This is a genomic window from Synechococcus sp. BA-124 BA4 (genome assembly GCF_034931165.1).
This window is the reverse complement of the sequence record NZ_JAYGIA010000026.1, coordinates 1-22,552: the sequence shown is the minus strand read 5'-3', so window position 1 is coordinate 22,552 and position 22,552 is coordinate 1. Positions and strand designations below refer to the sequence as shown.

The window sequence follows — 22,552 nt, the reverse complement described above, 5'->3', positions numbered from 1 at the left end:
TTCTCCGAACAGGGTCACAGACCGGCCCACCCATTGCCACAGCTGAAATCTGAGGGAGGTGAGCCGTCAGCCCCGGCTACGCCGGGGCTGATCCTCCTGAGTTACACCACTTGCTGGGACGCCGCTCAACGTTTTCGAGCCAGTATCTAGGCCATCGGCTACATCGCAGCAAACTCCACTGCGATGCTCGAATTCTGGGGAAATCCAGTCGGACGCTGGCATAGTCCCTCCCCCCCTGCCAGAGGACCGCAAGCATCTCCAGCAATCGAGGACAGAGCCTTTGATGCCCGGCTCCCGACACATACAATAAATACTGTATCATTAAAGCATGCCCTTCAAGCTCCCGTCATTCTTCTTAACAGGCTGCCCATAATCACGCATTGCTCTCATCATCTTGCGGCTGGGCGTGATTGCGAGAGGAGCCCTCTTCTACAGAACGCAGATAGTCATTACAGAAGGGCAAAGAAGAAGCTTGAAGCCATCGCGCGTGTGGCGGTCGCCCTAGCCCCTGGCATCCCTACAACCAGATCCAAATCCGAACAAATTCGATAAATGCCCTAGGGATTCATGAAATCCTCAGACAAGGCTCAGCCCAGCAGAAGGTTTGCAGGCAGCTGAAGGCCCATAGTATAAATCAAATCCCTAGGATCACATCCTTGGCTCCATTTCACGATTGATCAATGACCCACCATCTTCAAAGCTCGCTGCTTGCCCAGCGCAGCATCATCCGTGCATTGAACAGCAGCAGGCGCCGCAACCCCCTTCAGGCAGGTTTCACGCTGGTGGAACTGCTCGTTGTTGTGATCATCCTTGCCGTGCTCTCAGCAATCGCCGTTCCGGCGTTCCTGAACCAGCAGGGGCGCGCCCGAATCAGTGCCGCGCAGACTGCCGTTGTTGACGTAGCCCGCGCTTGCGCAGCAGCCCAAGTGACCGGGGAACAAGCTGCCGTGACTATCCCAGGAAACGTCACAGCCGCACCAGCAGCCTGCCCTGCGGCCGGTACAGCGATCACTTTCACGTCCGATCCAGCCTCTTTCGGTACCAGCGCCTCGGCAGTAGCAACTCTCGCTGCCACCGGCCAAGTGTCACTTACGACATGCGCGGCGGCTGCAGGCTGGACTGCCGGTACAGCCCCAGGTTGCCAACCAACTCGCGCCTGATCAACCTTTTTCCATCCAATCCAAGGCAGCCGAAAGGCTGCTTTTTTTTGCGCCAATGATTCACGCCAGCCACACCTGCCAGACCTTACTTCAGCAGAGCGGGGCATCGGCTCAGTGCTGAACTCAGCTCATCCCCGAGTACCTATTAAGTCTTGATAAGTTCTGTCGAAGCCCCTTGAGCATGGCCGATTGCGGCCCCGCCTGGAGCCACCGCACCTACCCAAAAGCCCTTCACACCAGCGCCATCTTCCGCGAGAAGGCACGTAACGGGCTGAATTTCGCAGCACTAATCAAGTGCCCCCATCCCCAGCGCTGGGAGGGAAGTATTCCGCTACTCGGAACTGGACAGCGGCATGATCTTCCATCCGCCGCCAGGTTTCGACATCCTTCTCATCGCCGGATTTCAATTCAATCGGTAGGAGAAGCAAACGCCGATCAGACCCAGAGCAAGCGGGAAAATGGCGGCTTTAGGGCACTGACTACGCACGAATGAGAATCGCGGATTACCAGGAATGGCGATCCACCAGTACGCCACCGCTCCGAAGATCCCCCAGGAGCCAAAATACACTGGAAAACGCAGGCTCGGGTATCCTTTGATCAACAAGATCAGCGGAACCAGCTGTCCGATCACCACGCCGGCAATCGCAGCCACCCACCATTCCAGATTTTTCAATCTCAGGCAGAGCAAGAAGAGCGGCAGGCCAAGAAGAAGCGAGTGAGCCAAAGCAATCAATAGAGCCATTGTTGAGATTTTAGTCGCCGAAACATAACCGCCACTGAGCGAAGAGTTCTCAATTCCTACAATGATCGCAATCAACAGCGGTGACATCAACAATCCGATTACGATTCTGTCCACAGATCTAGACTCCCGCTTTGCAACTAACATATCCAGAGATGGGTCTCAGGGCCTCCACGCCTCTAAACAGCTGCCTCTGCCTCGGGCCTTGTGGCCTGAAGTGCCGCTGCGGTCATCAGCCCAACCAATCCCATCTTCAGGCTGCAGTACCTGCCTCTACTGCGGGCAGAATGGTTGGGTCCGCTCTCTCACCCAGCCTGGCCAGCGATTGCCTGGCACCCGAGGGTGTCGCCCCCTGATGGAAGCCTCCTGGAGCCACGGCTACTTCCCCAACGCCCTCTACACCTGCGGCTTCTACCGCGAGATGGCGCCCAACTGGCTGGATTTCGCGGCGTTGATCAAAGGTCACCGGCCCCTGCGCCGGGAAGGGGAACCGTTCCGCTACCTGGAGCTGGGCAGCGGCATGGGCCTGCACCTCTGCCTCCTGGCTGCCGCCTACCCGGAAGGCACCTTCGTGGGGGTCGACTTTCACGCCGATCAGATCGCCCACAGCCGCCAGCTCGCGGCCCAGCTCGCCCTGGCCAACATCACCTTCGTGCATGGTGATCTCATCGCGCTGGCGGATGGCAGCGCCAGCGGTGAACCGCCACTCGATCGCCGTGCACGCTTCGCCTATGTGGTGGCCCATGGGGTGTACAGCTGGGTTGCTCCCCAGGTGCGCGAGGCCCTGCTCTCAGTGGCCGCCGACGCCCTTGCCATCGGCGGCCTGTTGTATTGCTCCCACAACACCCTGCCCGGCTGGTACACCGCTTCCATCTTCCAGCACCTCGCCGAGCACGAGCGACGTCGCAGCGACCCCCGCGATCCTCTCGCCGCCTACCGCACCACTGCCGAGCGGCTGGCCGCGCTCGCCGATCCCGAGGCCGAACTGCTCTCCCCGCTGGCGCGGGCCTATCCCGGTCTTGCCGCCACGGTGAACGAAACCCTGCGCACCGATCCCCACTACCTGCTGCACGAATACGCCAATGCCGGTTGGCAGCCTCTCTACGTGGACGACGTCCATCCCCGCATGGCGGCCCACCAGCTCCGTTACATCGGCAGCGCCACACTGCCGGAGCTATTCCCGAACCTGCTGCCGCCTGCCATTCAGCAGGCTGCCGGCGTTGATCTGCCCCAGGGGCCAGATGAACTGGTGATTGACATCGCCACCAACAAGCGCTTCCGCCGCGATCTCTTCGTGCATGGCTTTCAGCCACTCAGCAACAGCGATCTCAGCGAGCGCCTCGGGGCAACCCTGCTGGTGAGCACCACCTTTGAGCCGCTCGGCTCCTTCCGGTACACCACCAACTTCGGCGAGATCCAACCCGATGCCGCTGCCCTCGACACGGTGATCAGCAGCCTCTCGGCAGGTCCGGCAACCCTTGGGTATCTTTCGGAGGCACTCAACATCAATTTCTATCACGCAGCAAGCCTGATTGCCCTGATGCTCCAGGCCGATCAGGTGGCGCTCCAGCGACCGTTGCTGGCTCAGCTGGAGGCCTCGCGTTTGATTGCCACTCAACTGGACCTGATCACCTCAGGTGCCCCGTATGGATTCCTGGTGGCGCCCGCCATAGGATCTGCGGTCACGACCACCCCAATCGAAGCAGCTCTTTTGCAGGCCCACCACCTTCGCCTGGATCCCGCTACCTGGCCTGGCCACCTGCTCACCACGTTTGAGCGGATGGGTCAGACCCTGCAGCCAGGCACTGGCGAGGCAGACGGCGACAGCATGGACAAGCTCACCCTCGCTCGAGCGGCCACACTCCATTTTGAAACGGAGGGAATCAAGAAATTCCTGGTGCGGGGAGTCGTATCGGGCTCTCACAGCTAGGTTGCCCATTAGAGGAACAAGGCTTCAGAGCACACCTGAAGAAAGAACAAGAGAACCCTGAGTAAATGTGAAGGCACACCGATGATTCCATTCACTCGCGGCCGACGCCACCGGTTCAGCAGCCAACACCGCTGGCAGCGGCAAGATTCACTTCTTCAGCGATTGCATCAGCGGGCCCGCGCGTCGCAGGCCGGCTCATCACTGCCCTATGCCTTGATCATCACCCTTGTGGTGGTGATCACCAGCTTGGCTGTATCCTCCCGGACCCTCAATGGCATCTTCAGCGCCGTGTTCCAGCAGGACAGCCGCCGCTCCCGCGAAGCAGCTGAACTCGGCATCAACCGGATCGTTGCCGAACTCAACCGCGAAAGCAACCGTGGCCTTCTGGCCAGGAACCCTGCTGGAGGAGGGTTCTGGACCCAGGGCGAGGCCGACGCCAGCAAGAACGCCTGCGCCGTGCGGGCCAATGTGAACACTCGGCCCACCACCATTGATCTCAACCTCATCCGCTCCGGCGGTGTGCCTGGAACCACCACCGCCAATCCGATCATCTACGTGGCCGACGACGGCACCCTCACCGCCGACGCGGACAATGCGATCGACGCCACGCGTCCGGCCAATGAGCGATATGCCTATCAATTAGTCACTAATGCCGCTGACAACACCATCCGTGTCGATCCGATTGCTGGGCCTGATCCAAATCCTGCCAGTGCAACCTTCGGCGAGCTCAATCAAGCCGGTGCAATTAATCTTAGAGTGCGTGGCTTCAGTTATAATAATGGCCGACTCAGCGGGTCGGTCGTCGTTGATCAGCAACTGGAAGTTCTGCCGAAATGCTGCGGCCGCTCCCTGGCCCAATTCGGCAATGATCTGCGTTCCTGCACGGTGGGCACAGGGCCAGGCTTCGGTTTCCTGATCGGTGTCGGTGAAAATACCGTGGGCGATGCCGATCTCAATGGCAAGAAGTCCGAGCTCGATAACGGCACAACTCCGATCAATCCCGTTGTCTGCCTGGGCACGGCAGGTACCACCTGCCCGGCCGACGTGTCAGTTGGAACCACAACCGTGCCGGTTGTTTCGGTTCTCAAGCCCGCCAGTTTTCCTGATGTGGAAATCTGGCCAACTGCAGTACTGGGCGCGGCACCAACGGCAGGCACACTCACCACCTGCAAAAAGGACAGCACTGGATGCTCCGCCACTGCAGGGGCTTTCCGAACCGAAACAGGGTCGGGCTCCAGCACACTGACCACCATCAATGTTGATAGTGTTACAGACGCCAACTTGCCAGCCTATTGCAAGGCAAGCCCCGACGACCCATCAACCGGCGTCACCACGATTCACTGCAACCTTGCAGAGCTGGCCATTGACGGCGACATCAATGTCAACACGTCTACAAATAGACGACTGAAGCTTTATTTCTCAGACGAGGGTACCAAGGTGTCATCTTCGGGCACTAGTCAGCTTCGGCATGCCAATCAGACATCAGGAGCCACCGATGGCCAGAAAGTGCTGCAGCTCCAGATATTTGGCTGTCGAGAGGCCGCCTCTCCTTCTAAGGGCTGCGTCGGAGACGCTTCAACTAATGACAAGCAAGCGCTGACCCTCAATGGAAACAGCGGCACTGCCGCTGATCCTTACTTTCTCTATTTCCCGATCGGGGACATCACACTTAATGGTGGCGGCGGTGCCGGCGAACAATTCAACGGAGTGCTTTGGGGCAACCAAATCCAAGGCAATGGCGGGGTTCAGATCACTGTTCCTGGCTCAGGCGTAGAAGCAATTCTGACGCAATACGGAGTGATCGATGGCTCCGGCACAGGCAAGGACCAACCTTTAATCTGGGATTACATCACCCGGGCGGTACGAAGCTTCAGATTGCTGCCAGGATCATGAGAATATCCATCCGCAAACAACTGAGCAGGCTTGCGCCGAGGCATCAAGATGATGCCGGGATATCTCTGCCGGAGGTGCTCATTGCAATCCTCATCATCTCGATCGTTTCGATAGGCACCGTAGGCGTGATTAGCTCGTCCGCGCGTCGGGTCACCCGCAGCGGCGACATCCAACAACTCAATGCCTTGATCGAAAGTGATCTGGCTGCCGTGCGCACGTCCAATGATCGGTTGGTATGCAATAACGGAACTTGTACAATCAGCGGGACCGATCCAACCCGAACCGGATTTTTTCCAGCTGTGGCCAATCCTTCAGCGCCCACGTCCACTGAGCAGGGCAACATCGATTTCTTCGAGCGCCGTTGTGGTTACCGCACAACAGGTGGAGCGTTCAGCACCGCTGAAGGGTTTGCCACGGCGTTGGCCGGTCTTCTGCCTGCAGTGGATGCGAGGCTGGTGCGCACCGTCACCCCCGAGGTATCAGGCCATCGCTATCTCGTGCGCTACACCCGGGCCGGTGGAGACACCACCATCCTCCGGCAAGTCACCCTCGTGCCAGCCACCGTGGCCTGGTGCCCATGCGTTCCATCTCTCGACAATCAGCCCTGCCCCCTGACAGGCACCGAATGAAGCACAACACTGCTCAGGGCTTCTCCCTCATCGAACTCCTGGTGATCATCGTGATCCTTGGCGCACTCAGTGCGCTTGGAGTAGGGGCAATCTTTGCGGAGTTACGTGCCGCCAGGGTCCAGAGCGCCGCCGATGAACTTGCCGGCTGGCTTCTGGCTGTGCGGCGCAGTTCTGAGCGGGGCATCCTCTGCCGGGTCGATGTTCCCGATGCCAATCCTGTCACCATCGCCACCAACGTCGCCACCGCAACGGCCAGGAACCCGAACGATTCCGCCAACACCACCCTTCTCAACAACTGCCTCTCCGCAGATCCTTTGCGCTTCACCTCAGGTCAGGGGCAAGCCACCTATGCGGTGACATCCACCGTCAACCAGTTCGTGTTCACCCCACGTGGCACGATCTGCGATGCAGACGCCAATCTGCCTTGCACTCTCGTCAATCCAATCGCGATCACCATCAACGCTGTCGAAGGCGGGGCGATCGTGGGCAATCCAAGGCGCGTTTGTATCCGGCCGCCGCTAGGTCTGATCGAGGTGGCAGCAGCATGCAACTGATGAGCCAAGCCATGATCGCCCTGCTGCCCTCTCATCACCCTGGTCGTTCCCATCGAGGCCCTTCAAAGGGGTTCACGCTGGTGGAAGCGCTGGTGGCCAGTACCATCAGTTTTCTTGTTGCAATCGCTGGCCTGGCCTTATGGCAAGGGAACCTTCGGGCCACCACCACGCTGCTGCGCGGTCAGGCCCTGCGCGATAACTGGGGGAGGGTCAACCTGTTCATCAATGCCGACATCAGCGAGGCCTGCAACGCCTCGGCTGCCGGTGGGGTGCTCACTCTCCGCATCAAGCGGGCTGCGGCAGGCGATTGCGCCATCAACGCCGACGTGACCACGGTCACGTACCAAGTTGCAGGGGCCAACAACATCCTCCAACGCACCGGTCCGCCAGTGCAGCGCGACGGCAGTCTCGCTCTGGACGCAGCGGCCACCACGGAAGATCTGGTCACCGGTGCCACCTTCGACCCGGCCTGCACCACGGCTTTCCAGGGCTGCTACGAGCTCACCCTCACCAGCGGCACCACCACCTTCACCGACACCGACTTCGCTAGCGCCGGGCGGGCTCGTGTTCGCGCCTATCCGTGACCCGCTCCGTCTTTGGGGCTTCAGTGCACTCCGCGCTCGCGGCACTGTTGATCACCCTCCAGTTCGGCTGTCAGCCCAGCGCACCCAGGGTGTCTGAGCAGGGCCAGGACATCTGCCGCCAGGAAGCTGCCGCCATCGGCCTCAGCAGCCCAACGGCTGTCCGCAGGCAGAAGGAATGCCTCAGAACCATCGATCAGCGCTTGAAACAGGAACGGACTGAGCAGACCCGAATTGCCGAAACAACAGCTGAGCCGGAAGCAGTAGCACCACCTGCGACCACAGCTGGGAGATACGTGTACTGCACCACCCACAAGCTGGAGGTGAAGGCAGCCAACGATCGCGTTGCTTCTACCCTTGGCCCCTGGATGCACGCAAACGCGAACCTGAAGCCTGGTGATCCGGAGTATGAAAAAGCCAGGATCGATTACGAGCAGGCCTACTCGGCTCTCGAGAAGCTGATCCCTGCCGAGATGCGCGCAGGCCTGCCTCTGCTTCCCAATGCCGCCCGCTTGTTCAGCACCTGCGAGCGGAAGGATTTCTTCCCCGAATGATCGGCCCCGCCGGCCTTCTCTCAGCCCGCACCAGCCACCACCTCGCTGATGAGGCGTTGAAGCCGGCCGCCGCTGAGTGGAAAGCTCTGCTCCAGCCGCAACGCCACCAACTGGCTGGCGGGATCGAGGCAGGCCGAGAACGGCAGCGACGCCGATCCGTTCAGCACCAGGCCGCCCGGCAGGTCACCGCAGGCCGTCCAGGCCGTGGCTGCGGGAGCTAGCCGGTCGAGCACCACCCGGCTTTGATACGTGGCCTCGGAATTCACCCCACCTTCAAGCTCGTAGGCCGGTCCACAGCGCACCAGCACTCGCCCCTCCCAGATCCCGCTCGGCGGTGCCCCCACCGAATAGGTGACCGTGGCCTTACCGGCAGCGCTCGGCGTGACCAACTGCAGCACGGGGGTGCGCCCGTTCAGTCCGCAGATCACTGGCAGTGGCCCTTCCTCGGGGCTCACCACCGCGGTGGCCCGCTCCAGATCGGAGCGGATCAACCCCAGGGCCCTTCGCTGATGGGTGCGCTCCCTCAGCAGGCGTGTGAACCGCTGGGCGTTCTGCCCTTCTCCCACCAGTGCCTGCAGCACCAACCCCGAGAGCAGCAGGCCCAGGCTCATGGAAAGCAAGAGTTCCACCAGCGAGAAGCCGGCCTGTACACGTGCACGTGCTTGTTGAACGCGTTTCATCGGTTCCTCACAGCTCTGGATCCGGCCGGCAGGCCGTGCTGTCTGGCGGCCCGTCAGCTGCCCCCTGGTAGCGGCCCAGGCGGACGACGCCCAGCGGCAAGGCCATCACCAGGCAGCGGCGCAACTCCGTTCCTGAGCCCGACACCACCACGGTGCCACCATCGAGAACCAGCCCATTGCTGCTGAAGCGAAGTTCAGCCGGCAGGTTGTGCACCAGGCGCAAGCCTGAGCTGGGATCGCCCTGGCCAGCCCCCTCAGCCAGAGGCATCACCGCCTTGCTGCAGGGCTCCAGCCCTCCACCAGCAGGCTCCTCCCACCCTTGCGCCCCCAGGCTCAAGCCACAGGGCCTCCCCTGCTCTTCCGCCTCAGCCCGGCCGCGCTCCAGGCCCTGAGCCAAGCGCCGGGTGGCCGCCTCCACCCGCTGCCGCGCCAGGGTTTCGCCCCCCTGCATCACACCCAGTGCCGCCAGCAGACCCAGCACCACCACCGCCACCAGCAGCTCCGGCAGGGTGAAACCGGTGGCATCCGTCTGGCGCACAACCAGATGGCTCATGTCCCCACCTCCTGCGTGGCCACAGGCAGACAAAGCCCATGGGCAGCTGCCGAAAACAGCCGTCGTCGCTCGATGTGGTGCGTCGCTGATCGCACCACCACCAGCACCATCTCAGGTTCGAGGCCTTCCACCCCAGCGGGCTCCAGATGCTGCTCCGCTCCTGCCGGCAGCACCGTTCCCGCCCTGCTCAACAGCTCGAGCATCCAACCGGTGGCCGCCGAACACGGCATCGGCGCCTGCTCAGCAGCAACTGCTGCCTCTTGCCGCAGGGCATGCTCCCGCCGACGCAGATCGGCGTCGATGTGGCGCAACAGCTCCTGCCGTTCCTCGACCCGGCGGCTCCAGGCCACACTGTCGCCCCACATCTGGGCCGAAGACACGCTCGCCAGCGCCATCACCGTCGACGCCACCATCACCTCCACCAGAGTCATCGCCCCATCCGCCGCACACTCACCACATGCAGGGCCGGCAGATCCTGGGCCACCAAGGCCACCCCCAGCCCATACAGCCGCGAGCCGCCTCGCTCCACCCCCTCCAGCCGGAGCTGCCCAGATTCCCCTTCTCCACCCATGGCGTTGGCTGGGGGCTTCCACGACACCACGCGATAGCCGGCCTGGCCCACCTGTCCCCGCAACACCCCAGCGGGGTCCAGGGTCACCGGGCAACCGGTCACCGGCTGGATCCAGGCGGCCGACGCCACCGGCAACAGGCAGGAGTAGGGGCCGCTCAGCCGGGCCGCCACCTGCTCAGCAGCCGAGGCCATCTCGTCGTCGATCTGCCGCTCCAGAAGCTCCGCCGCCGCCAGGTGATTACCGTGCAGCGCAGCCGTGAGGACCGAAAGGCTGCTGAGCACCAGCACCATCGCCGTAGCGAGCGAGAGGGGCAACAGAAAACCATCGTCCGCCGTCAATCTCCGGGGAAGCGCTCCCCCAGCCGACCACCGCAAACCAGATCGAACCCCAGATCGAACCGCCATCGGCGGACTCCTCAATCCACGACCCCCCAAGCGTTCCCATCCAGGGCGGGCTGCCGCACCCGATTCAGCGGAGCCGGGGTGATGGCTTCAACAAACGTTGCATGGGCTCGATCACCACAGCAAGCGGCGCAGGCACCTTGAAAAATCGCCCTACTGCCGCCAAAAACGCAGCCAATTTGGCGTTTAAGCCGCCATTTCTGCATGTCTTGCCGGGGTCAGCGCATCAATCCGTCGCATCAACTGATGACAGAATTGATGGCACAACAGCCTGGGCTGAGTCAGGCATGCGCACCACTCTCAATCTCGACGACGATCTCCTCAGCCAGGCTCAGCAGCTCAGTGGCATCAACGAGCGCACCAAGCTGGTCCGCGAAGCACTCAAAGCCCTCGTGCAACGCGAAAGCGCCCGACGGCTTGCCGCCCTCGGTGGTTCCGAGCCCCAGCTCGAAGCTATCCCCCGCCGCCTGGCCGACTGATTACAGATTCAGCGTCGCCGCCGCCGGCGACGGAGTGATCAGCCAGCGCAGGTCACGCTCAAGCGTTGCCGCCAGCTTCGGGTTCCACTGGGGGAGGCTTTCCCACTCTTGGCGGCTGTAGACGAGCAGGTCGGTGGCCAGCGGAAGATCGGCCGTGTCCCAGGGGCGCAGGCGTTCCCAGATCGGCAGCTCGCACTGCCGCAGCACCAGCAGCAGATCCAGGTCGCTGCCCACACCGGCATCACCGCGCCCGTAGGAGCCGAAGACACCCACCGCCTCCAGCTCCGGTTGGGCCGCCGCCTGGCGCTGGGCCCACCGGCCCGCCGCCTCAAGCACGCTCTCGGAACTGGGCCAGCGCAGCACGGACCCACTCGATGATCGCTGTGGCATGGAACAGGCCCTGCTCGCTCTGCAGTCTGCCGAAATGTTCACCCGGGGTGCCCTCCGGATAGCTGTCCGGATAGCGGGTGGGGATGTAGAAGCCATCCAACAAGCGGAGCCTGTCCTCAAGCGCTTCCGGTGGAGGGGGTTGCAACTCATCCTTGCCGGGCACGTCGGCCCAGATCCGAGTGAGGGTGTGTCCCCAGACTTGTTGGCCCAGGGCCATATTCAAGGCTTTAAGCGACTTCTCGGTGGCCTGATGGGCGGCAAAGCAGGCCCATTCATGCCGATCAGCTTGCATGGAGGCCTCGGCCTGCTCGAGGTCCCGCAGGGCCTGATTCAGCCAGTCGGCGGAGCGGTCAGCCATCGAGCCAGTCTGCCCCTCTCAGACGTCCCAGATCGGCGCCAGCTCCAGCACCAGGCCAGGAAACAGTTCTCCGCCATCCAAAGTTTTGGCGTCATCGAGGCGCTCAGGGGTGGCGGCAGCCCCAGCGCGCCAGATCTCCACGGCCCTCTCCTCGGGCAGCAACAACCAGCCCAGCTGCGCCCCATTGGCCTGGTAGGCGTCCATTTTCTGGCGGAGCGCACTCACGCCACGGGGCCCTTCGTCGAACGCGCTGGCCAGTTCCACCACCAGATCCGGGCAGAGGGGCGCAAAGCCACGGCGCTGCTCGGGGGTCAGAGCCTGCCACCGATCCAGACGCACCAGGGAGGCATCTGGGCTCAGCACCGAGCCATCGGGCAGGCGAAATCCGGTGGAGCTGTCGAACCCCTGCCAACCTCCAGAGGCGTTGGCGAAGAGCTTGAGCTGGAAGGAGAGCTCGTGATTGCGGGCGCCGGTTTCACTGCCTGTAAGGGTCATGGCCATGAGGCGGCCATCAGCCATCAGTTCGAGCACCGCATCGGGATTGGCCTGACACACCCGCTCGAACTGATCGGGGGTGAGCCGTAGATCCCAGGGCAGCTGCAGCGGCTGCAGGGCCGGAGAGGGGAGTGGCTGAGCCAGCGTCATCGGCCGTCCGCCTGCTGAACTCCACCGTAACGAAATCGCTCGTCCCGGGCTGTCAGGGCTTGAGTCGCACGTCGCGACAGCAGACTCGGTGACATGCGCACCACCCTCACCCTCGACGACGATCTGCTCACTGAAGCCGCAGGCCTCAGCGGCATCAGGGAGCGCACGCATCTGATCCGCGAGGCCCTCAAGGCCCTGATCGAGCGGGAACGCTCACGCCGCATGGTCATCATGGGCGGCTCGGAGACCCAGATCGGACCACCCCCGCGTCACCGCCAGCTCTACTGATTCAGCTCGGCGCTATCAATGACTGATAGCAATCCCAGAGGCGCCATGGCGCAGCTCCTGATTCGGCAGCTGGCTCGTCTGCGGGCCACCACACCGGCAGCGGGCCGCAGCCTTGACGTGGCGGCCCTGATCCGCGAGGACCGCGATAGCCGCTGAATCAGGTCCCTGGGTGGTGGACGCTTCGGTGGCCTTCGCCTGGTTTGCCGCCGTGCCTGGCTCCGAGCCGCTGCCGGGCCTTCCCGCTGCGCTCGATCTGGCTTGCCTCACGGATTGAGCGGCAGCCCTACTGATTCAGCTTCAGCACCGCCATGAAGGCTTCCTGGGGCACATCCACCTTGCCCATGGCCTTCATGCGCTTCTTGCCCTTCGCCTGCTTCTTCAGCAGCTTCTTCTTGCGGGAGATGTCGCCGCCGTAGCACTTGGCCAGCACATCCTTGCGGATGGCGCTGATGCTTTCGCTGGCGATGATGCGGCTGCCGATCGAAGCCTGGATCGGGATCTTGAACTGCTGCCTGGGGATCAGTTCCTTGAGCTTCTCCACCAGGCCCTTGCCCACGTTGTAGGCCTTGTCGCGGTGCACGATCGTGGTGAGGGGATCGGCCTTCTCGCTGTTGATCAGCACATCGAGGCGCACCAGTTCGTTCTTGCGGTAGCCGATCAGGCTGTATTCCATCGAGGCATAGCCCTTGGTGCGGCTCTTCATCTGATCGAAGAAATCCGTCACCACTTCCGCCAGCGGCATCTCGTAGTGCAGCGTCACCCGGTCGGTGGTGATGAACTTCATGTCGATGAACTCACCCCGCCGCTCCTGACACAGCTCCATCAGGGTGCCGTTGTAGGTGTTGGGGGTGTAGATCTCGAGCTTCACATAGGGCTCTTCGATCGATTCCCGCTTCTGTGGATCCGGCAGGGTGGCGGGGTTGTCCACCATCTGCGTGCTGCCGTCGATCATGTTCACCCGGTAGATCACCGAGGGGGCCGTCACGATCAGGTCGAGGTCGTACTCCCGCTCCAGCCGCTCCTGCACGATCTCCATGTGCAGCAACCCCAGGAAGCCGCAGCGGAAGCCGAAGCCCATGGCGCTGCTGGTTTCCGGCTCATACTTCAGCGCCGCATCGGAGAGCTTGAGCTTGTCGAGCGCCTCGCGCAGATCGGGGTACTGATCGGCGTCGGTGGGGAACAGGCCGCAGAACACCATCGGCTTGGCCTCGGTGTAGCCCGGCAGCGGCTCGCTCACCGGATCGGCCACCAGGGTGATCGTGTCGCCCACCCGCGCGTCGGCCACCGCCTTGATCGACGCCGACAGGTAGCCCACCTCGCCGGCATGGAGACTCTCCACCTGGCGCTGATCCGGCGCCATCACCCCCACTTCATCGAGTTCGTAGGTGGTCTTGCTGGCCATCAGCAGCACCTTGTCCTTGCGGGCCACCTGACCGCTGATCACCCGGAAATACACGATCACGCCCCGGTAGGGGTCGTAGTACGAGTCGAAGATCAGCGCGCGCAGCTGTTCGTTCACGCGGTCGGGCGGCGCCGGCACCCGCTCAACGATCGCTTCGAGGATCTCGGGGATGCCCAGGCCCGTCTTGGCGGAGCAATCGATCGCTTTGGAGGTGTCGAGCCCGATGATCGCCTCGATCTCCTCCTTGATCCGCTCCGGATCGGCGCCGGGCAGATCGATCTTGTTGAGCACCGGAATGATCTCCAGATCATTCTCCAGCGCCAGATACACATTCGCCAGCGTCTGCGCCTCCACCCCCTGACTGGCATCCACCACCAGCAGGGCGCCTTCACAGGCCTGCAGGCTGCGACTCACCTCATAGGAGAAGTCCACATGGCCCGGCGTGTCGATCAGGTTGAGGATGTACGTCTCGCCATCGGCCGCGGTGTACTCCATCCGCGCGGCCTGGAGCTTGATCGTGATCCCCCGCTCCCGCTCCAGCTCCATGTTGTCGAGGAACTGGGCCTGCATGTCACGCGCCGCCACCGTTCCGGTGTCCTGCAGCAGCCGGTCGGCCAGGGTCGACTTGCCGTGGTCGATGTGGGCAATGATGCAGAAGTTGCGGATCCGCTGAACGGGAACGTCGGTCATGGTCCCGTTCAAGGGGCAATCTGGAAGGCCAATCCTAGGGATGGAGCGGTGGAGCCTCGTCGCCGGCGACGAGGCAGCCTCCCGGCCCGGTTCCTAAGCTCAACCCAGACCCAGACCGCACCTGAGCCATGAGCACCGAGACCGCCAGCACGGAAACAACCGCCGGCAGCGAGGCCGCGATCAGCGACCCCCGCGCCCTCACGATCGAGAACGTCGAGCGCGTGCTCGATGAGCTCCGTCCTTATCTGATGGCCGATGGCGGCAACGTCGAGATCGTCGAGATCGACGGCCCCACCGTGAAGGTGCGTCTGCAGGGCGCCTGTGGCAGCTGCCCCAGCAGCACCATGACCCTGAAGATGGGCATCGAGCGCAAGCTGCGCGAGGCGATTCCCGAGGTCAACGAAGTGGTGCAGGTGCTCTGAGGCCCTTCCACAAGGCCTGCTCCAGCACCAGTCCGTAGGCTGCACGCGCCCTTGCACCTGGAGCCGTGCTGGATCAGCGCCTGCTGCGCGACAACCCCGAGCTGATCGTCGAGCAGCTCGGGCGTCGGGGCATGGCTCTCGATCTCACCGCCCTGCAGCTGATCGCCCGCCAGGAGCGCGACCTGGAGCAGCAGCGCAGCGACCTGCAGGCCGAAGGCAACCGCATCGGCCGCCAGGTGGGCGACCTGATCCGCGGCGGAGCCGCGCCCCACAGCCCCGAGGTGCAGGCCCTGCGCGACCGGGGGAACACCATCAAGCAGCAGGTGGCGGTGCTCGAGGAGGAGGAGAAATCCCTCGAAGCCCGCCTGCGCGAGCAACTGCTCGCCTTCCCCAACCTGCCCTCCCCCCACTGCCCCGATGGAGCCGGCGAAGCCGAGAACGTGGAGCGGCGGCGCTGGGGCACACCCCGCTTGCCACTGGCCGGTGAGCCGCCCCTCGAGGAGCACTGGCAGATCGCCGAGCGCCTCGGCCTGATCGACAGCGAACGCTCCGTGCGCATCGCCCAGAGCCGCTTCGTGACCCTGATCGGCCAGGGTGCCCGCCTGGAGCGGGCCCTGATCAGCTTCATGCTCGATCAGCACGCCAGCCGCGGTTACCGCGAGATGCTGCCGCCGATCCTGGTCAACAGCGCCAGCCTCACCGCCTCCGGCCAGCTGCCCAAGTTCGCCGAGGAGAGCTTCCGCTGCGCCGACGACGACCTCTGGCTCACCCCCACCGCCGAGGTGCCGCTCACCTCGTTCCACCGCGACGAGATTCTTGCGGCCGAGCAACTGCCGCTCAGGTACGCCGCCTACACCCCCTGCTTCCGCCGCGAAGCCGGCTCCTACGGCCGCGACACCCGCGGCCTGATCCGCCTGCACCAGTTCAACAAGGTGGAGCTCTACTGGTTCTGCCATCCGGACAAGTCCGAAGCGGCCCACGCCCAGCTCACCGCCGACGCCGAGGCGATCCTGCAGGCCCTCGAGCTGCCCTACCGGGTGCTCGATCTCTGCACCGGCGACCTCGGCTTTTCCGCCGCCCGCACGTTCGATCTCGAAGTGTGGCTGCCCGGCGCCGGCGCCTACCGCGAAATCTCCAGCTGCAGCACCTGCGGCGAGTTCCAGGCGCGCCGCGCCTCGATCCGCTTCAAGGACGGCAGGAAGACCCGCCTGCTGCACACCCTCAACGGCAGCGGTCTGGCGGTGGGCCGCACCATGGCCGCCCTGCTCGAAACCGGCCAGCAGGCCGATGGCAGCGTGCGCCTGCCGCAGGCCCTCGTGCCCTACATGGGCTGCGATCGCCTGCTGCCGGAATCCTGAAGGGAACAGCCGAGGGCTCAACCCCCCAGAATGGTTGTCTTGCGCAACACAGCCTGAATGGGCGTTCTCACGGCACTGGCGATCCTGGCGGCCCTGATCGTGGTGCACGAAGCCGGCCATTTCTTCGCCGCCACCTGGCAGGGCATCCGCGTCAGCGGTTTCTCGATCGGTTTCGGTCCGGCCCTGCTGCAACGCCAGCGCCGCGGCGTGCAGTTCGCCCTGCGGGCGATCCCCCTCGGCGGCTACGTGGCCTTCCCCGACGACGACGAGGACAGCGGCATCCCCAGCGATGATCCCGACCTTCTGCGCAACCGTCCCCTGCACCAGCGGGCCCTGGTGATCGCCGCCGGCGTCATCGCCAACCTGCTGCTGGCCTGGGCCGTGCTCTTCGGGCAGGGGCTGATGGTGGGCGTGCCCGCCGGCTTCAGCGCCACGCCGGGCGTGCTGGTGGCGGCGGTGCAGCCGGGCCAGGCCGCCGCCGCCTCCGGCCTGATGGCCGGCGATCGCATCCTCAGCCTCGGCGGCGTACCCGTGGGTGGTGGTTCCCAGGCCGTGGTCGATCTGGTGGCCGACATCCAGGGCGCCCCCGAACGCACGCTTCAGATCCAGGCCGAGCGCGCCGGTGAAACCCTCAGCCTGCGGCTCACCCCCTCCGATCAGAGCGGCATCGGCCGCATCGGCGCCCAGCTGCAGCCCAACGGCAGCGAGGTGTTCCGCCCCGCCAGGGGGCCGCTGGAGCTGCTCAACCAGACCAACCGTGTCTTCGTGCAGCTGATCCGCCGCACCGTCGACGGCTTCGTGGCCCTGGTCACCCACTTCGGTGAAACCGCTCCCCAGGTGTCGGGGCCGGTGAAGATCGTCGAGATGGGCGCCAGCCTGGCCCGCCAGGGCGGCGGCAGCCTGTTCGTGTTCGCCGCGCTGATCTCGATCAACCTGGCGGTGCTCAACGCCCTGCCCCTGCCCCTGCTCGATGGCGGCCAGTTCGCCCTGCTGCTGCTCGAAGGCCTGCGCGGCCGGCCCCTCCCCGACCGCCTGCAGATGGCGTTCATGCAGTCGGGCTTCCTGCTGCTGGTGGGGCTGAGCGTGGTGTTGATCGTCAAGGACACCAGCCAGCTCTCGGCGGTGCAGCAGCTGCTCGGCCGCTGAGGTGCCCCGCTTCGCCACGGCCCGTCAGCGTGCGCCACTGATCCTGGAGCGCCTGGCTCTCCACTACCCCCACGCCACCTGCTCCCTCGACTGGACCACCCCCTGGGAGCTGTTGGTGGCCACCATGCTCTCGGCCCAGTGCACCGACGAGCGGGTCAATCGCGTCACCCCGGCCCTGTTCGAGCGCTTCCCCGATGTGCGCGCCGCCGCCGCGGTGAGCTCCAGCGAGGTTGAGCCCTATGTGCAGTCCACCGGTTTCTTCCGCAACAAGGCGAAGAACATCGTGGCCGCGTCACGCCTGCTGATCGAGCGCCATGGCGGTGAGGTGCCGGCCTCGATGGAGGAGCTGCTGGAGCTGCCGGGGGTGGCGCGCAAGACGGCCAACGTCGTGCTGGCCCATGCCTTCGGCATCAACGCCGGTGTCACGGTCGACACCCACGTGCGGCGGCTGAGCAACCGGCTCGGGCTCACCCGCCAGAGCGAACCGCGCCGGATCGAGCCCGAGCTGATGAAGCTCCTGCCCCAGCCGGAATGGGAGAACTTCTCGATCCGGCTGATCTTCCATGGCCGCGCCGTCTGCAACGCCCGCAAGCCCCTCTGCCCGGGCTGCCCCCTCGCCGATCTCTGCCCCAGCCATCCCGACCACGGCCCCAGTGGCCGCCGGGAGGGGCGGCAGGCCACGCGCTAGGCTCGATCCCCACTGAACGAATTGCAGCAGCCGCATGGCGAAGAAGTCGATGATTGCGCGCGACGTGAAGCGCAAGAAGATAGTTGAACGCTTCGCCCTCAAGCGTGCTGCCCTCAAGGCCTCCTTCGAAGCCGCCGCGGATCCCATGGAGCGCCTGGAGATCCACCGCAGGATCCAGAACCTGCCCCGCAACAGCGCCCCCACCCGGGTGCGCAACCGCTGCTGGGCCACCGGCAAGCCCCGCGGCTTCTATCGCGATTTCGGTCTCTGCCGCAACCAGCTGCGCGAGCGCGCCCACAAGGGTCTGCTGCCCGGCGTGGTCAAGTCGAGCTGGTAAGCCGCTCCGGGGCTGTCGATCAGACGCGCGAGGGTGGCCAGGGGCCACCCTTTTTTGCGCTGGCTGCCCCCCGCAGGCCTGAATGCGAGAATGGAGCTTGACAAAAAACGGACATAAGACGACGTGCCAGGACAGATTCAGACGGTCTCCTTCGATGGTCGGGAGATCCGGCTGACCACGGGCTTGTATGCCCCCCAGGCCGGGGGTTCGGTCCTGATTGAATGCGGAGACACGGCCGTGCTGGTCACGGCCACCCGCGCCAAGGGCCGCGAAGGGATCGACTTTCTCCCGCTCACCTGTGATTACGAGGAGCGCCTCTACGCCGCGGGCCGCATCCCCGGCAGCTTCTTCCGCCGTGAAGGCCGCCCCCCCGAGCGCGCCATCCTCACCACCCGCCTGATCGACAGGCCCCTTCGGCCCCTCTTCCCCTCCTGGCTGCGCGACGACCTGCAGGTGGTCGCCACCACCCTCTCGCTCGATGAGCGGGTACCGCCCGATGTGCTGGCGGTCACCGGCGCCTCGATCGCCACCCTGCTGGCGAAGATCCCCTTCAACGGCCCGATGGCCGCCGTGCGCGTCGGCCTGCTCGGCGACGACTTCGTGCTCAACCCCAGCTACCGCGAGATCGAGCGCAGCGAGCTCGATCTGGTGGTGGCCGGCACCCCCTCCGGTGTGGTGATGGTGGAAGCGGGCGCCAACCAGCTGCCCGAACAGGACGTGATCGAGGCGATCGACTTCGGTTACGAAGCCGTGGGCGAACTGATCAAGGCCCAGCAGAAGCTGCTCGCCGATCTCGGCATTGAGCAGGTCTTCCCCGAAGCCCCGGTTCAGGACCCCGCCCTGCCCACCTTCCTGGAGCAGGAATGCGGAGCGGGCATCGGTGAGGTGCTCAAGCAGTTCAGCCTCACCAAGGCCGAACGCGATGCCCAGCTCGACACCATCAAGGCCGGGGTGGCCGAGAAGATCGCCGCCCTCTCCGACGACGACCCGATCCGTGTGGCCGCCGCCGGCAAGGCCCTGGGCAACACCTACAAGGGCATCACCAAGAAGCTGATGCGCGCCCAGATCCTCAACGAGGGCAAGCGGGTCGATGGCCGCGCGCTCGATGAGGTGCGCCCGATCACCGCCGCCGTGGGCGTGCTGCCCAAGCGGGTCCATGGCTCGGGCCTGTTCCAGCGTGGGCTCACCCAGGTGCTCTCCACCGCCACCCTCGGCACCCCCAGCGATGCCCAGGAGATGGACGATCTCAACCCGATCGGTGAGAAGACCTACCTCCACCACTACAACTTCCCGCCCTATTCCGTCGGTGAGACCCGGCCGATGCGCTCCCCCGGCCGCCGCGAGGTGGGCCACGGAGCCCTGGCCGAGCGGGCGATCGTGCCCGTGCTGCCCCCCAAGGAGAGCTTCCCCTACGTGCTGCGGGTGGTCTCGGAATGCCTCAGCTCCAACGGCTCCACCTCGATGGGCTCGGTCTGCGGCAGCACCCTGGCCCTGATGGATGCCGGTGTGCCCCTCAAGGCTCCGGTGAGCGGCGCCGCCATGGGCCTGATCAAGGAGGGCGATGAGGTGCGCATCCTCACCGACATCCAGGGCATCGAGGATTTCCTCGGCGACATGGACTTCAAGGTGGCCGGCACCGAGAAGGGCATCACCGCCCTGCAGATGGACATGAAGATCAGCGGTCTGGCGGTGAGCACCATTGCCGAGGCCGTCAACCAGGCCCGCCCGGCCCGGCTGCACATCCTCGAGAAGATGCTCGAGGCGATCGGCAAGCCCCGTGAGGTGCTCTCCCCCCATGCCCCGCGTCTGCTCAGCTTCCGCATCGACCCGGAACTGATCGGCACCGTCATCGGTCCCGGCGGCCGCACGATCAAGGGCATCACCGAGCGCACCAACACCAAGATCGACATCGAGGACGGCGGCATCGTCACGATCGCCAGCCACGACGGCGCCGCCGCCGAGGAAGCCCAGCGGATCATCGAGGGGCTCACCCGCCGTGTCAGCGAGGGCGAGCTGTTCAACGGCTCGGTCACGCGGATCATCCCGATCGGCGCCTTCGTGGAGATCCTCCCCGGCAAGGAGGGCATGATCCACATCTCCCAGCTCTCGGAAGCGCGGGTGGAGAAGGTGGAGGATGTGATCAAGGTAGGCGACGCCGTCACCGTGCGGGTGCGCGAGATCGACAACCGCGGCCGCATCAACCTCACCCTGCGGGGCGTGGCCCAGGAAGCGGTGCCGGCGGCCTGATCTCAGTCGGTGGTGGCGGTCAGGCCCGAACAGGCTTCGGGCTCAGGCTGGTGGAAACCAGCCTGCACCACCGCCGCGCCGGAGGCAGCCGACTGACACCCCACCAGGGTCTTGCCGGAGAACGCGCTGGAGGGCATGCCCTCCGCCATCACCCGGTAGCCGTCGGCCGTGGTTTCGATGAGGTAGGAGAACGGACCGGCTGAGGTGCTGATCAGCGAGCTGCCGCCGTTGATCATCGCCAGCTGCAGCTGCTGGCGGACCGTGGAGCGCACCATCGCTTCGGCCGCCTGATCGCGCAGGGCGCTGACCCCCTGCAGGCCGGCGACGAGAACCACCATCAGGCCGAGGCCGTAGATCAGGACACCCTGGACGAAGCCGTCATCGGCGACGGTGGGGGCCGCAGAGTGACTTGGGGATCTGGTGTGACCACTGGCCTGGGGCGAATGGGCCAGGTGATAGAGAAACGCGTGACAGGCCATGGGACAGACTCGATCAATGATCGGACCGTAACGATTCGCTTGCCAGGAGGCGGTCTCGCCTGCTACCGGCAAGCGATTGTTAACCAGCCGCCCGTGGGTCAGACCGCAAAGCCCGGATCGATCCGCGCCATGGCGGCGGCAGCCCGCTCACACAGCTCCGCATGGGCCAGACCGTGGCTGGCGATCAGGCATCCCGCCTGCAGTCCGTCACCCCTGTTGTACTGAAGCGGCCGGCCATCAGCGTGGCTGAAGGCCCCGCCCGCCGCCCGCAGCACCGCTTCCGGCGCCGCCATGTCCCAGTCCTTGGGGGCGCTGCGCCCTGAGAGCGAGAGGTAGAGGTCGGTTTCGCCGCGCAGGATCGTGGCCACCTTGCACCCCACGCTGCCCACCGCCAGGGAGGAGCCCAGCCCCAGCGCCTGCACCAGCTGCTCCAGCCGCTGATCGCGGTGGTTGCGGCTGGCCACCAGCACCAGATCCTCAGGGACGCTGCGCTCGCTCAACTGGGGCGCGAAGCGCTCGCCGGCCGGATTCTCCCGCCAGGCGCCACCGATCAGCTCCTCGGACACCGCGCCCACCAGACCGAACCAGAGTTCCTCCTTCTCGGGCAGCAGCACCACGCCGAGCACCGGCTCGCCCTGATGCACCAGGGCCAGATGCACCGCGTACTCACCGGTGCCCTGGAGGAAATCCTTGGTGCCATCGAGGGGATCGAGGATCCAGAGCCAGTCGGCCTCCAGGGGCACGCCGGCGCTGAGCTGCTCCTTGGCGGTCTCCTCGCTCAGCAGGGTCCAGGGGGCCTCGGGGAAGGCCTGGGCAAGACCCTCGAGCAGGTGCTGGTTCACCGCCAGATCAGCCGCCGTCACCGGCCCTTCGCCGCCTTCATCCACGCTCAGGGCCAGGCCATAGCCGAAGGGGGGCTGCTCGCCGCGGGCGTAGGCCCTGAGAATCGCGGCCGACTCCCAGCTGAGGCGCCGCAGCAGCGCCAGCAGCTCTTCGGGATCGAGACCGGCGGGCAGGCAGGGGGCAGCGATCATGGACACAGCCAGGCTCGAACAGAAGCGCATTGTGGAGCAAGCCAGCGAACCCGCCTCCGGGGTGCTGTACCTGGTGGGTACACCGATCGGCAACCTCGGGGATCTCTCCCCCCGGGCCCGGCGGGTGCTGGAGGGGGTCGACCGCATCGCCTGCGAAGACACCCGCCACAGCGGTCAGCTCCTGGCCGGGCTGGGCATCCGCAGCCGTCTGCTCAGCTTTCATCAGCACAACCAGAACGCCCGCATCCCCGAACTGCTGGCGGCCCTCAGCGCCGGCGACAGCCTCGCGGTGATCAGCGATGCGGGCCTGCCGGGCATCTCCGATCCCGGCGAGGCGCTGGTG

27 protein-coding genes are annotated in these 22,552 nt (G+C 64.9%); 16 read left to right on the top strand and 11 right to left on the bottom strand.

Translation table 11 applies throughout. The features are described from left to right. The first annotated feature begins 680 nt into the window (after positions 1-680). On the top strand, positions 681-1,160 hold the full coding sequence (locus VB734_RS04070) for a type IV pilin protein (protein ID WP_322782488.1): 480 nt from the start codon (positions 681-683) through the stop codon (positions 1,158-1,160). 403 nt (positions 1,161-1,563) lie between these two features. Here the strand turns inward: VB734_RS04070 and VB734_RS04065 are convergent, their stop codons facing one another. Then, on the bottom strand, positions 1,564-1,989 hold the full coding sequence (locus tag VB734_RS04065; protein WP_322782487.1) for a hypothetical protein: 426 nt from the start codon (positions 1,987-1,989) through the stop codon (positions 1,564-1,566). 265 nt (positions 1,990-2,254) lie between these two features. On the opposite strand from VB734_RS04065, the gene VB734_RS04060 reads away from it, so the two are divergent. The 6 genes from VB734_RS04060 (at position 2,255) to VB734_RS04035 (ending at position 8,040) form a co-directional block, all read left to right on the top strand. After that, positions 2,255-3,829, top strand: a complete 1,575-nt coding sequence (locus tag VB734_RS04060) for a class I SAM-dependent methyltransferase (protein WP_322782486.1) — start codon at positions 2,255-2,257, stop codon at positions 3,827-3,829. Between the two features lie 213 nt (positions 3,830-4,042). Continuing rightward, on the top strand, positions 4,043-5,722 hold the full coding sequence (locus tag VB734_RS04055) for a hypothetical protein (RefSeq protein ID WP_322782485.1): 1,680 nt from the start codon (positions 4,043-4,045) through the stop codon (positions 5,720-5,722). Beyond that, positions 5,719-6,351 (top strand): type II secretion system protein, encoded by a 633-nt coding sequence (locus VB734_RS04050; protein WP_322782484.1) that lies wholly within the window; start codon positions 5,719-5,721, stop codon positions 6,349-6,351. Before VB734_RS04055 ends, VB734_RS04050 begins: the two co-directional genes overlap by 4 nt. Continuing rightward, complete coding sequence (locus tag VB734_RS04045; protein ID WP_322782483.1) at positions 6,348-6,905, top strand: pilus assembly FimT family protein; 558 nt, start codon at positions 6,348-6,350, stop codon at positions 6,903-6,905. The genes VB734_RS04050 and VB734_RS04045 overlap by 4 nt, the downstream gene beginning before the upstream one ends. Further along, entirely contained in the window at positions 6,896-7,489 is a 594-nt protein-coding gene (locus VB734_RS04040; RefSeq protein ID WP_322782482.1) for a PilW family protein, read from the top strand. Before VB734_RS04045 ends, VB734_RS04040 begins: the two co-directional genes overlap by 10 nt. A gap of 89 nt (positions 7,490-7,578) precedes the next feature. Further along, complete coding sequence (locus tag VB734_RS04035) at positions 7,579-8,040, top strand: hypothetical protein (protein WP_323242956.1); 462 nt, start codon at positions 7,579-7,581, stop codon at positions 8,038-8,040. A 20-nt stretch (positions 8,041-8,060) separates the two neighbouring features. Here VB734_RS04035 and VB734_RS04030 read toward each other — a convergent pair whose 3' ends face one another. Genes VB734_RS04030 through VB734_RS04015 form a run of 4 tightly spaced genes read right to left on the bottom strand, consistent with a single transcriptional unit; the run spans position 8,061 to position 10,159 of the window. Next, positions 8,061-8,720: a prepilin-type N-terminal cleavage/methylation domain-containing protein gene (locus VB734_RS04030; RefSeq protein ID WP_323242955.1), complete on the bottom strand. Its 660-nt coding sequence runs from the start codon at positions 8,718-8,720 to the stop codon at positions 8,061-8,063. Positions 8,721-8,727: 7 nt separating this feature from the next. Further along, positions 8,728-9,273: a GspH/FimT family protein gene (locus VB734_RS04025; RefSeq protein ID WP_322782479.1), complete on the bottom strand. Its 546-nt coding sequence runs from the start codon at positions 9,271-9,273 to the stop codon at positions 8,728-8,730. After that, positions 9,270-9,704 (bottom strand): hypothetical protein, encoded by a 435-nt coding sequence (locus tag VB734_RS04020; protein WP_322782478.1) that lies wholly within the window; start codon positions 9,702-9,704, stop codon positions 9,270-9,272. Before VB734_RS04020 ends, VB734_RS04025 begins: the two co-directional genes overlap by 4 nt. Continuing rightward, complete coding sequence (locus VB734_RS04015) at positions 9,701-10,159, bottom strand: hypothetical protein (RefSeq protein ID WP_322782477.1); 459 nt, start codon at positions 10,157-10,159, stop codon at positions 9,701-9,703. The genes VB734_RS04020 and VB734_RS04015 overlap by 4 nt, the downstream gene beginning before the upstream one ends. Before the next feature lie 374 nt (positions 10,160-10,533). Here VB734_RS04015 and VB734_RS04010 point away from each other — a divergent pair, with 374 nt between their 5' ends. Continuing rightward, the gene (locus tag VB734_RS04010) at positions 10,534-10,725 is read left to right on the top strand and encodes a type II toxin-antitoxin system VapB family antitoxin (RefSeq protein ID WP_322782476.1); all 192 of its coding nucleotides are present in this window, start codon (positions 10,534-10,536) and stop codon (positions 10,723-10,725) included. Here VB734_RS04010 and VB734_RS04005 read toward each other — a convergent pair whose 3' ends face one another. The 3 genes from VB734_RS04005 to VB734_RS03995 are packed head-to-tail and all read right to left on the bottom strand — an operon-like array spanning position 10,726 to position 12,118. Further along, a complete protein-coding gene (locus VB734_RS04005) occupies positions 10,726-11,088 on the bottom strand; it encodes a nucleotidyltransferase domain-containing protein (RefSeq protein ID WP_322782475.1) in 363 nt (120 codons plus the stop codon). Next, positions 11,054-11,473 carry a HEPN domain-containing protein gene (locus tag VB734_RS04000; protein WP_322782474.1) on the bottom strand — a complete coding sequence of 140 codons (420 nt, stop codon included), beginning with the start codon at positions 11,471-11,473 and terminating at the stop codon, positions 11,054-11,056. The genes VB734_RS04005 and VB734_RS04000 overlap by 35 nt, the downstream gene beginning before the upstream one ends. Before the next feature lie 18 nt (positions 11,474-11,491). Then, a complete protein-coding gene (locus VB734_RS03995) occupies positions 11,492-12,118 on the bottom strand; it encodes a Uma2 family endonuclease (RefSeq protein WP_322782473.1) in 627 nt (208 codons plus the stop codon). 93 nt (positions 12,119-12,211) lie between these two features. Between VB734_RS03995 and VB734_RS03990 the strand changes: the two genes are divergently transcribed. Then, complete coding sequence (locus VB734_RS03990) at positions 12,212-12,406, top strand: type II toxin-antitoxin system VapB family antitoxin (protein ID WP_322782472.1); 195 nt, start codon at positions 12,212-12,214, stop codon at positions 12,404-12,406. 283 nt (positions 12,407-12,689) lie between these two features. On the opposite strand, the gene lepA is transcribed toward VB734_RS03990, so the two are convergent. Continuing rightward, positions 12,690-14,498, bottom strand: coding sequence for a translation elongation factor 4 (gene lepA, locus VB734_RS03985; protein ID WP_322782471.1), 1,809 nt, complete (start codon positions 14,496-14,498; stop codon positions 12,690-12,692). A 128-nt stretch (positions 14,499-14,626) separates the two neighbouring features. Here lepA and VB734_RS03980 point away from each other — a divergent pair, with 128 nt between their 5' ends. From VB734_RS03980 to VB734_RS03955, 6 genes are all read left to right on the top strand, one after another. Then, positions 14,627-14,920: a NifU family protein gene (locus tag VB734_RS03980; RefSeq protein ID WP_231594591.1), complete on the top strand. Its 294-nt coding sequence runs from the start codon at positions 14,627-14,629 to the stop codon at positions 14,918-14,920. Positions 14,921-14,985: 65 nt separating this feature from the next. After that, positions 14,986-16,278 (top strand): serine--tRNA ligase, encoded by a 1,293-nt coding sequence (gene serS / locus VB734_RS03975; RefSeq protein ID WP_322782470.1) that lies wholly within the window; start codon positions 14,986-14,988, stop codon positions 16,276-16,278. Between the two features lie 57 nt (positions 16,279-16,335). Continuing rightward, positions 16,336-17,424, top strand: coding sequence for an RIP metalloprotease RseP (rseP, locus tag VB734_RS03970; protein ID WP_322782469.1), 1,089 nt, complete (start codon positions 16,336-16,338; stop codon positions 17,422-17,424). A gap of 1 nt (position 17,425) precedes the next feature. Further along, positions 17,426-18,112: an endonuclease III gene (gene nth, locus VB734_RS03965; protein ID WP_322782468.1), complete on the top strand. Its 687-nt coding sequence runs from the start codon at positions 17,426-17,428 to the stop codon at positions 18,110-18,112. A 34-nt stretch (positions 18,113-18,146) separates the two neighbouring features. Beyond that, positions 18,147-18,449, top strand: coding sequence for a 30S ribosomal protein S14 (gene rpsN, locus VB734_RS03960; protein WP_197162386.1), 303 nt, complete (start codon positions 18,147-18,149; stop codon positions 18,447-18,449). Positions 18,450-18,572: 123 nt separating this feature from the next. Continuing rightward, on the top strand, positions 18,573-20,696 hold the full coding sequence (locus tag VB734_RS03955) for a polyribonucleotide nucleotidyltransferase (RefSeq protein WP_197162377.1): 2,124 nt from the start codon (positions 18,573-18,575) through the stop codon (positions 20,694-20,696). Positions 20,697-20,698: 2 nt separating this feature from the next. Here the strand turns inward: VB734_RS03955 and VB734_RS03950 are convergent, their stop codons facing one another. Next, entirely contained in the window at positions 20,699-21,175 is a 477-nt protein-coding gene (locus VB734_RS03950) for a hypothetical protein (protein WP_322782467.1), read from the bottom strand. Positions 21,176-21,273: 98 nt separating this feature from the next. Further along, on the bottom strand, positions 21,274-22,209 hold the full coding sequence (locus VB734_RS03945; protein WP_322782466.1) for a 3'(2'),5'-bisphosphate nucleotidase CysQ: 936 nt from the start codon (positions 22,207-22,209) through the stop codon (positions 21,274-21,276). On the opposite strand from VB734_RS03945, the gene VB734_RS03940 reads away from it, so the two are divergent. Beyond that, positions 22,208-22,552 (top strand): SAM-dependent methyltransferase (locus tag VB734_RS03940; RefSeq protein ID WP_323242954.1); only part of this gene is annotated, 345 nt, incomplete at its 3' end. The genes VB734_RS03945 and VB734_RS03940 overlap by 2 nt on opposite strands.

What these genes read in the sequence shown, in the direction of transcription:
- VB734_RS04065 (WP_322782487.1), bottom strand. Translation starts at nt 1,989, where the DNA reads ATGTCACCGCTGTTGATTGCGATCATTGTAGGAATTGAGAACTCTTCG.
- rseP (WP_322782469.1), top strand. Translation starts at nt 16,336, where the DNA reads ATGGGCGTTCTCACGGCACTGGCGATCCTGGCGGCCCTGATCGTGGTG.
- VB734_RS04050 (WP_322782484.1), top strand. Translation starts at nt 5,719, where the DNA reads ATGAGAATATCCATCCGCAAACAACTGAGCAGGCTTGCGCCGAGGCAT.
- VB734_RS04010 (WP_322782476.1), top strand. Translation starts at nt 10,534, where the DNA reads ATGCGCACCACTCTCAATCTCGACGACGATCTCCTCAGCCAGGCTCAG.
- VB734_RS03990 (WP_322782472.1), top strand. Translation starts at nt 12,212, where the DNA reads ATGCGCACCACCCTCACCCTCGACGACGATCTGCTCACTGAAGCCGCA.
- VB734_RS03980 (WP_231594591.1), top strand. Translation starts at nt 14,627, where the DNA reads ATGAGCACCGAGACCGCCAGCACGGAAACAACCGCCGGCAGCGAGGCC.
- VB734_RS03950 (WP_322782467.1), bottom strand. Translation starts at nt 21,175, where the DNA reads ATGGCCTGTCACGCGTTTCTCTATCACCTGGCCCATTCGCCCCAGGCC.
- lepA (WP_322782471.1), bottom strand. Translation starts at nt 14,498, where the DNA reads ATGACCGACGTTCCCGTTCAGCGGATCCGCAACTTCTGCATCATTGCC.
- VB734_RS04040 (WP_322782482.1), top strand. Translation starts at nt 6,896, where the DNA reads ATGCAACTGATGAGCCAAGCCATGATCGCCCTGCTGCCCTCTCATCAC.
- VB734_RS04020 (WP_322782478.1), bottom strand. Translation starts at nt 9,704, where the DNA reads ATGACTCTGGTGGAGGTGATGGTGGCGTCGACGGTGATGGCGCTGGCG.
- VB734_RS04030 (WP_323242955.1), bottom strand. Translation starts at nt 8,720, where the DNA reads ATGAAACGCGTTCAACAAGCACGTGCACGTGTACAGGCCGGCTTCTCG.
- VB734_RS04070 (WP_322782488.1), top strand. Translation starts at nt 681, where the DNA reads ATGACCCACCATCTTCAAAGCTCGCTGCTTGCCCAGCGCAGCATCATC.
- VB734_RS03945 (WP_322782466.1), bottom strand. Translation starts at nt 22,209, where the DNA reads ATGATCGCTGCCCCCTGCCTGCCCGCCGGTCTCGATCCCGAAGAGCTG.
- VB734_RS04060 (WP_322782486.1), top strand. Translation starts at nt 2,255, where the DNA reads ATGGAAGCCTCCTGGAGCCACGGCTACTTCCCCAACGCCCTCTACACC.
- VB734_RS04045 (WP_322782483.1), top strand. Translation starts at nt 6,348, where the DNA reads ATGAAGCACAACACTGCTCAGGGCTTCTCCCTCATCGAACTCCTGGTG.
- rpsN (WP_197162386.1), top strand. Translation starts at nt 18,147, where the DNA reads ATGGCGAAGAAGTCGATGATTGCGCGCGACGTGAAGCGCAAGAAGATA.
- VB734_RS04000 (WP_322782474.1), bottom strand. Translation starts at nt 11,473, where the DNA reads ATGGCTGACCGCTCCGCCGACTGGCTGAATCAGGCCCTGCGGGACCTC.
- VB734_RS03995 (WP_322782473.1), bottom strand. Translation starts at nt 12,118, where the DNA reads ATGACGCTGGCTCAGCCACTCCCCTCTCCGGCCCTGCAGCCGCTGCAG.
- VB734_RS04025 (WP_322782479.1), bottom strand. Translation starts at nt 9,273, where the DNA reads ATGAGCCATCTGGTTGTGCGCCAGACGGATGCCACCGGTTTCACCCTG.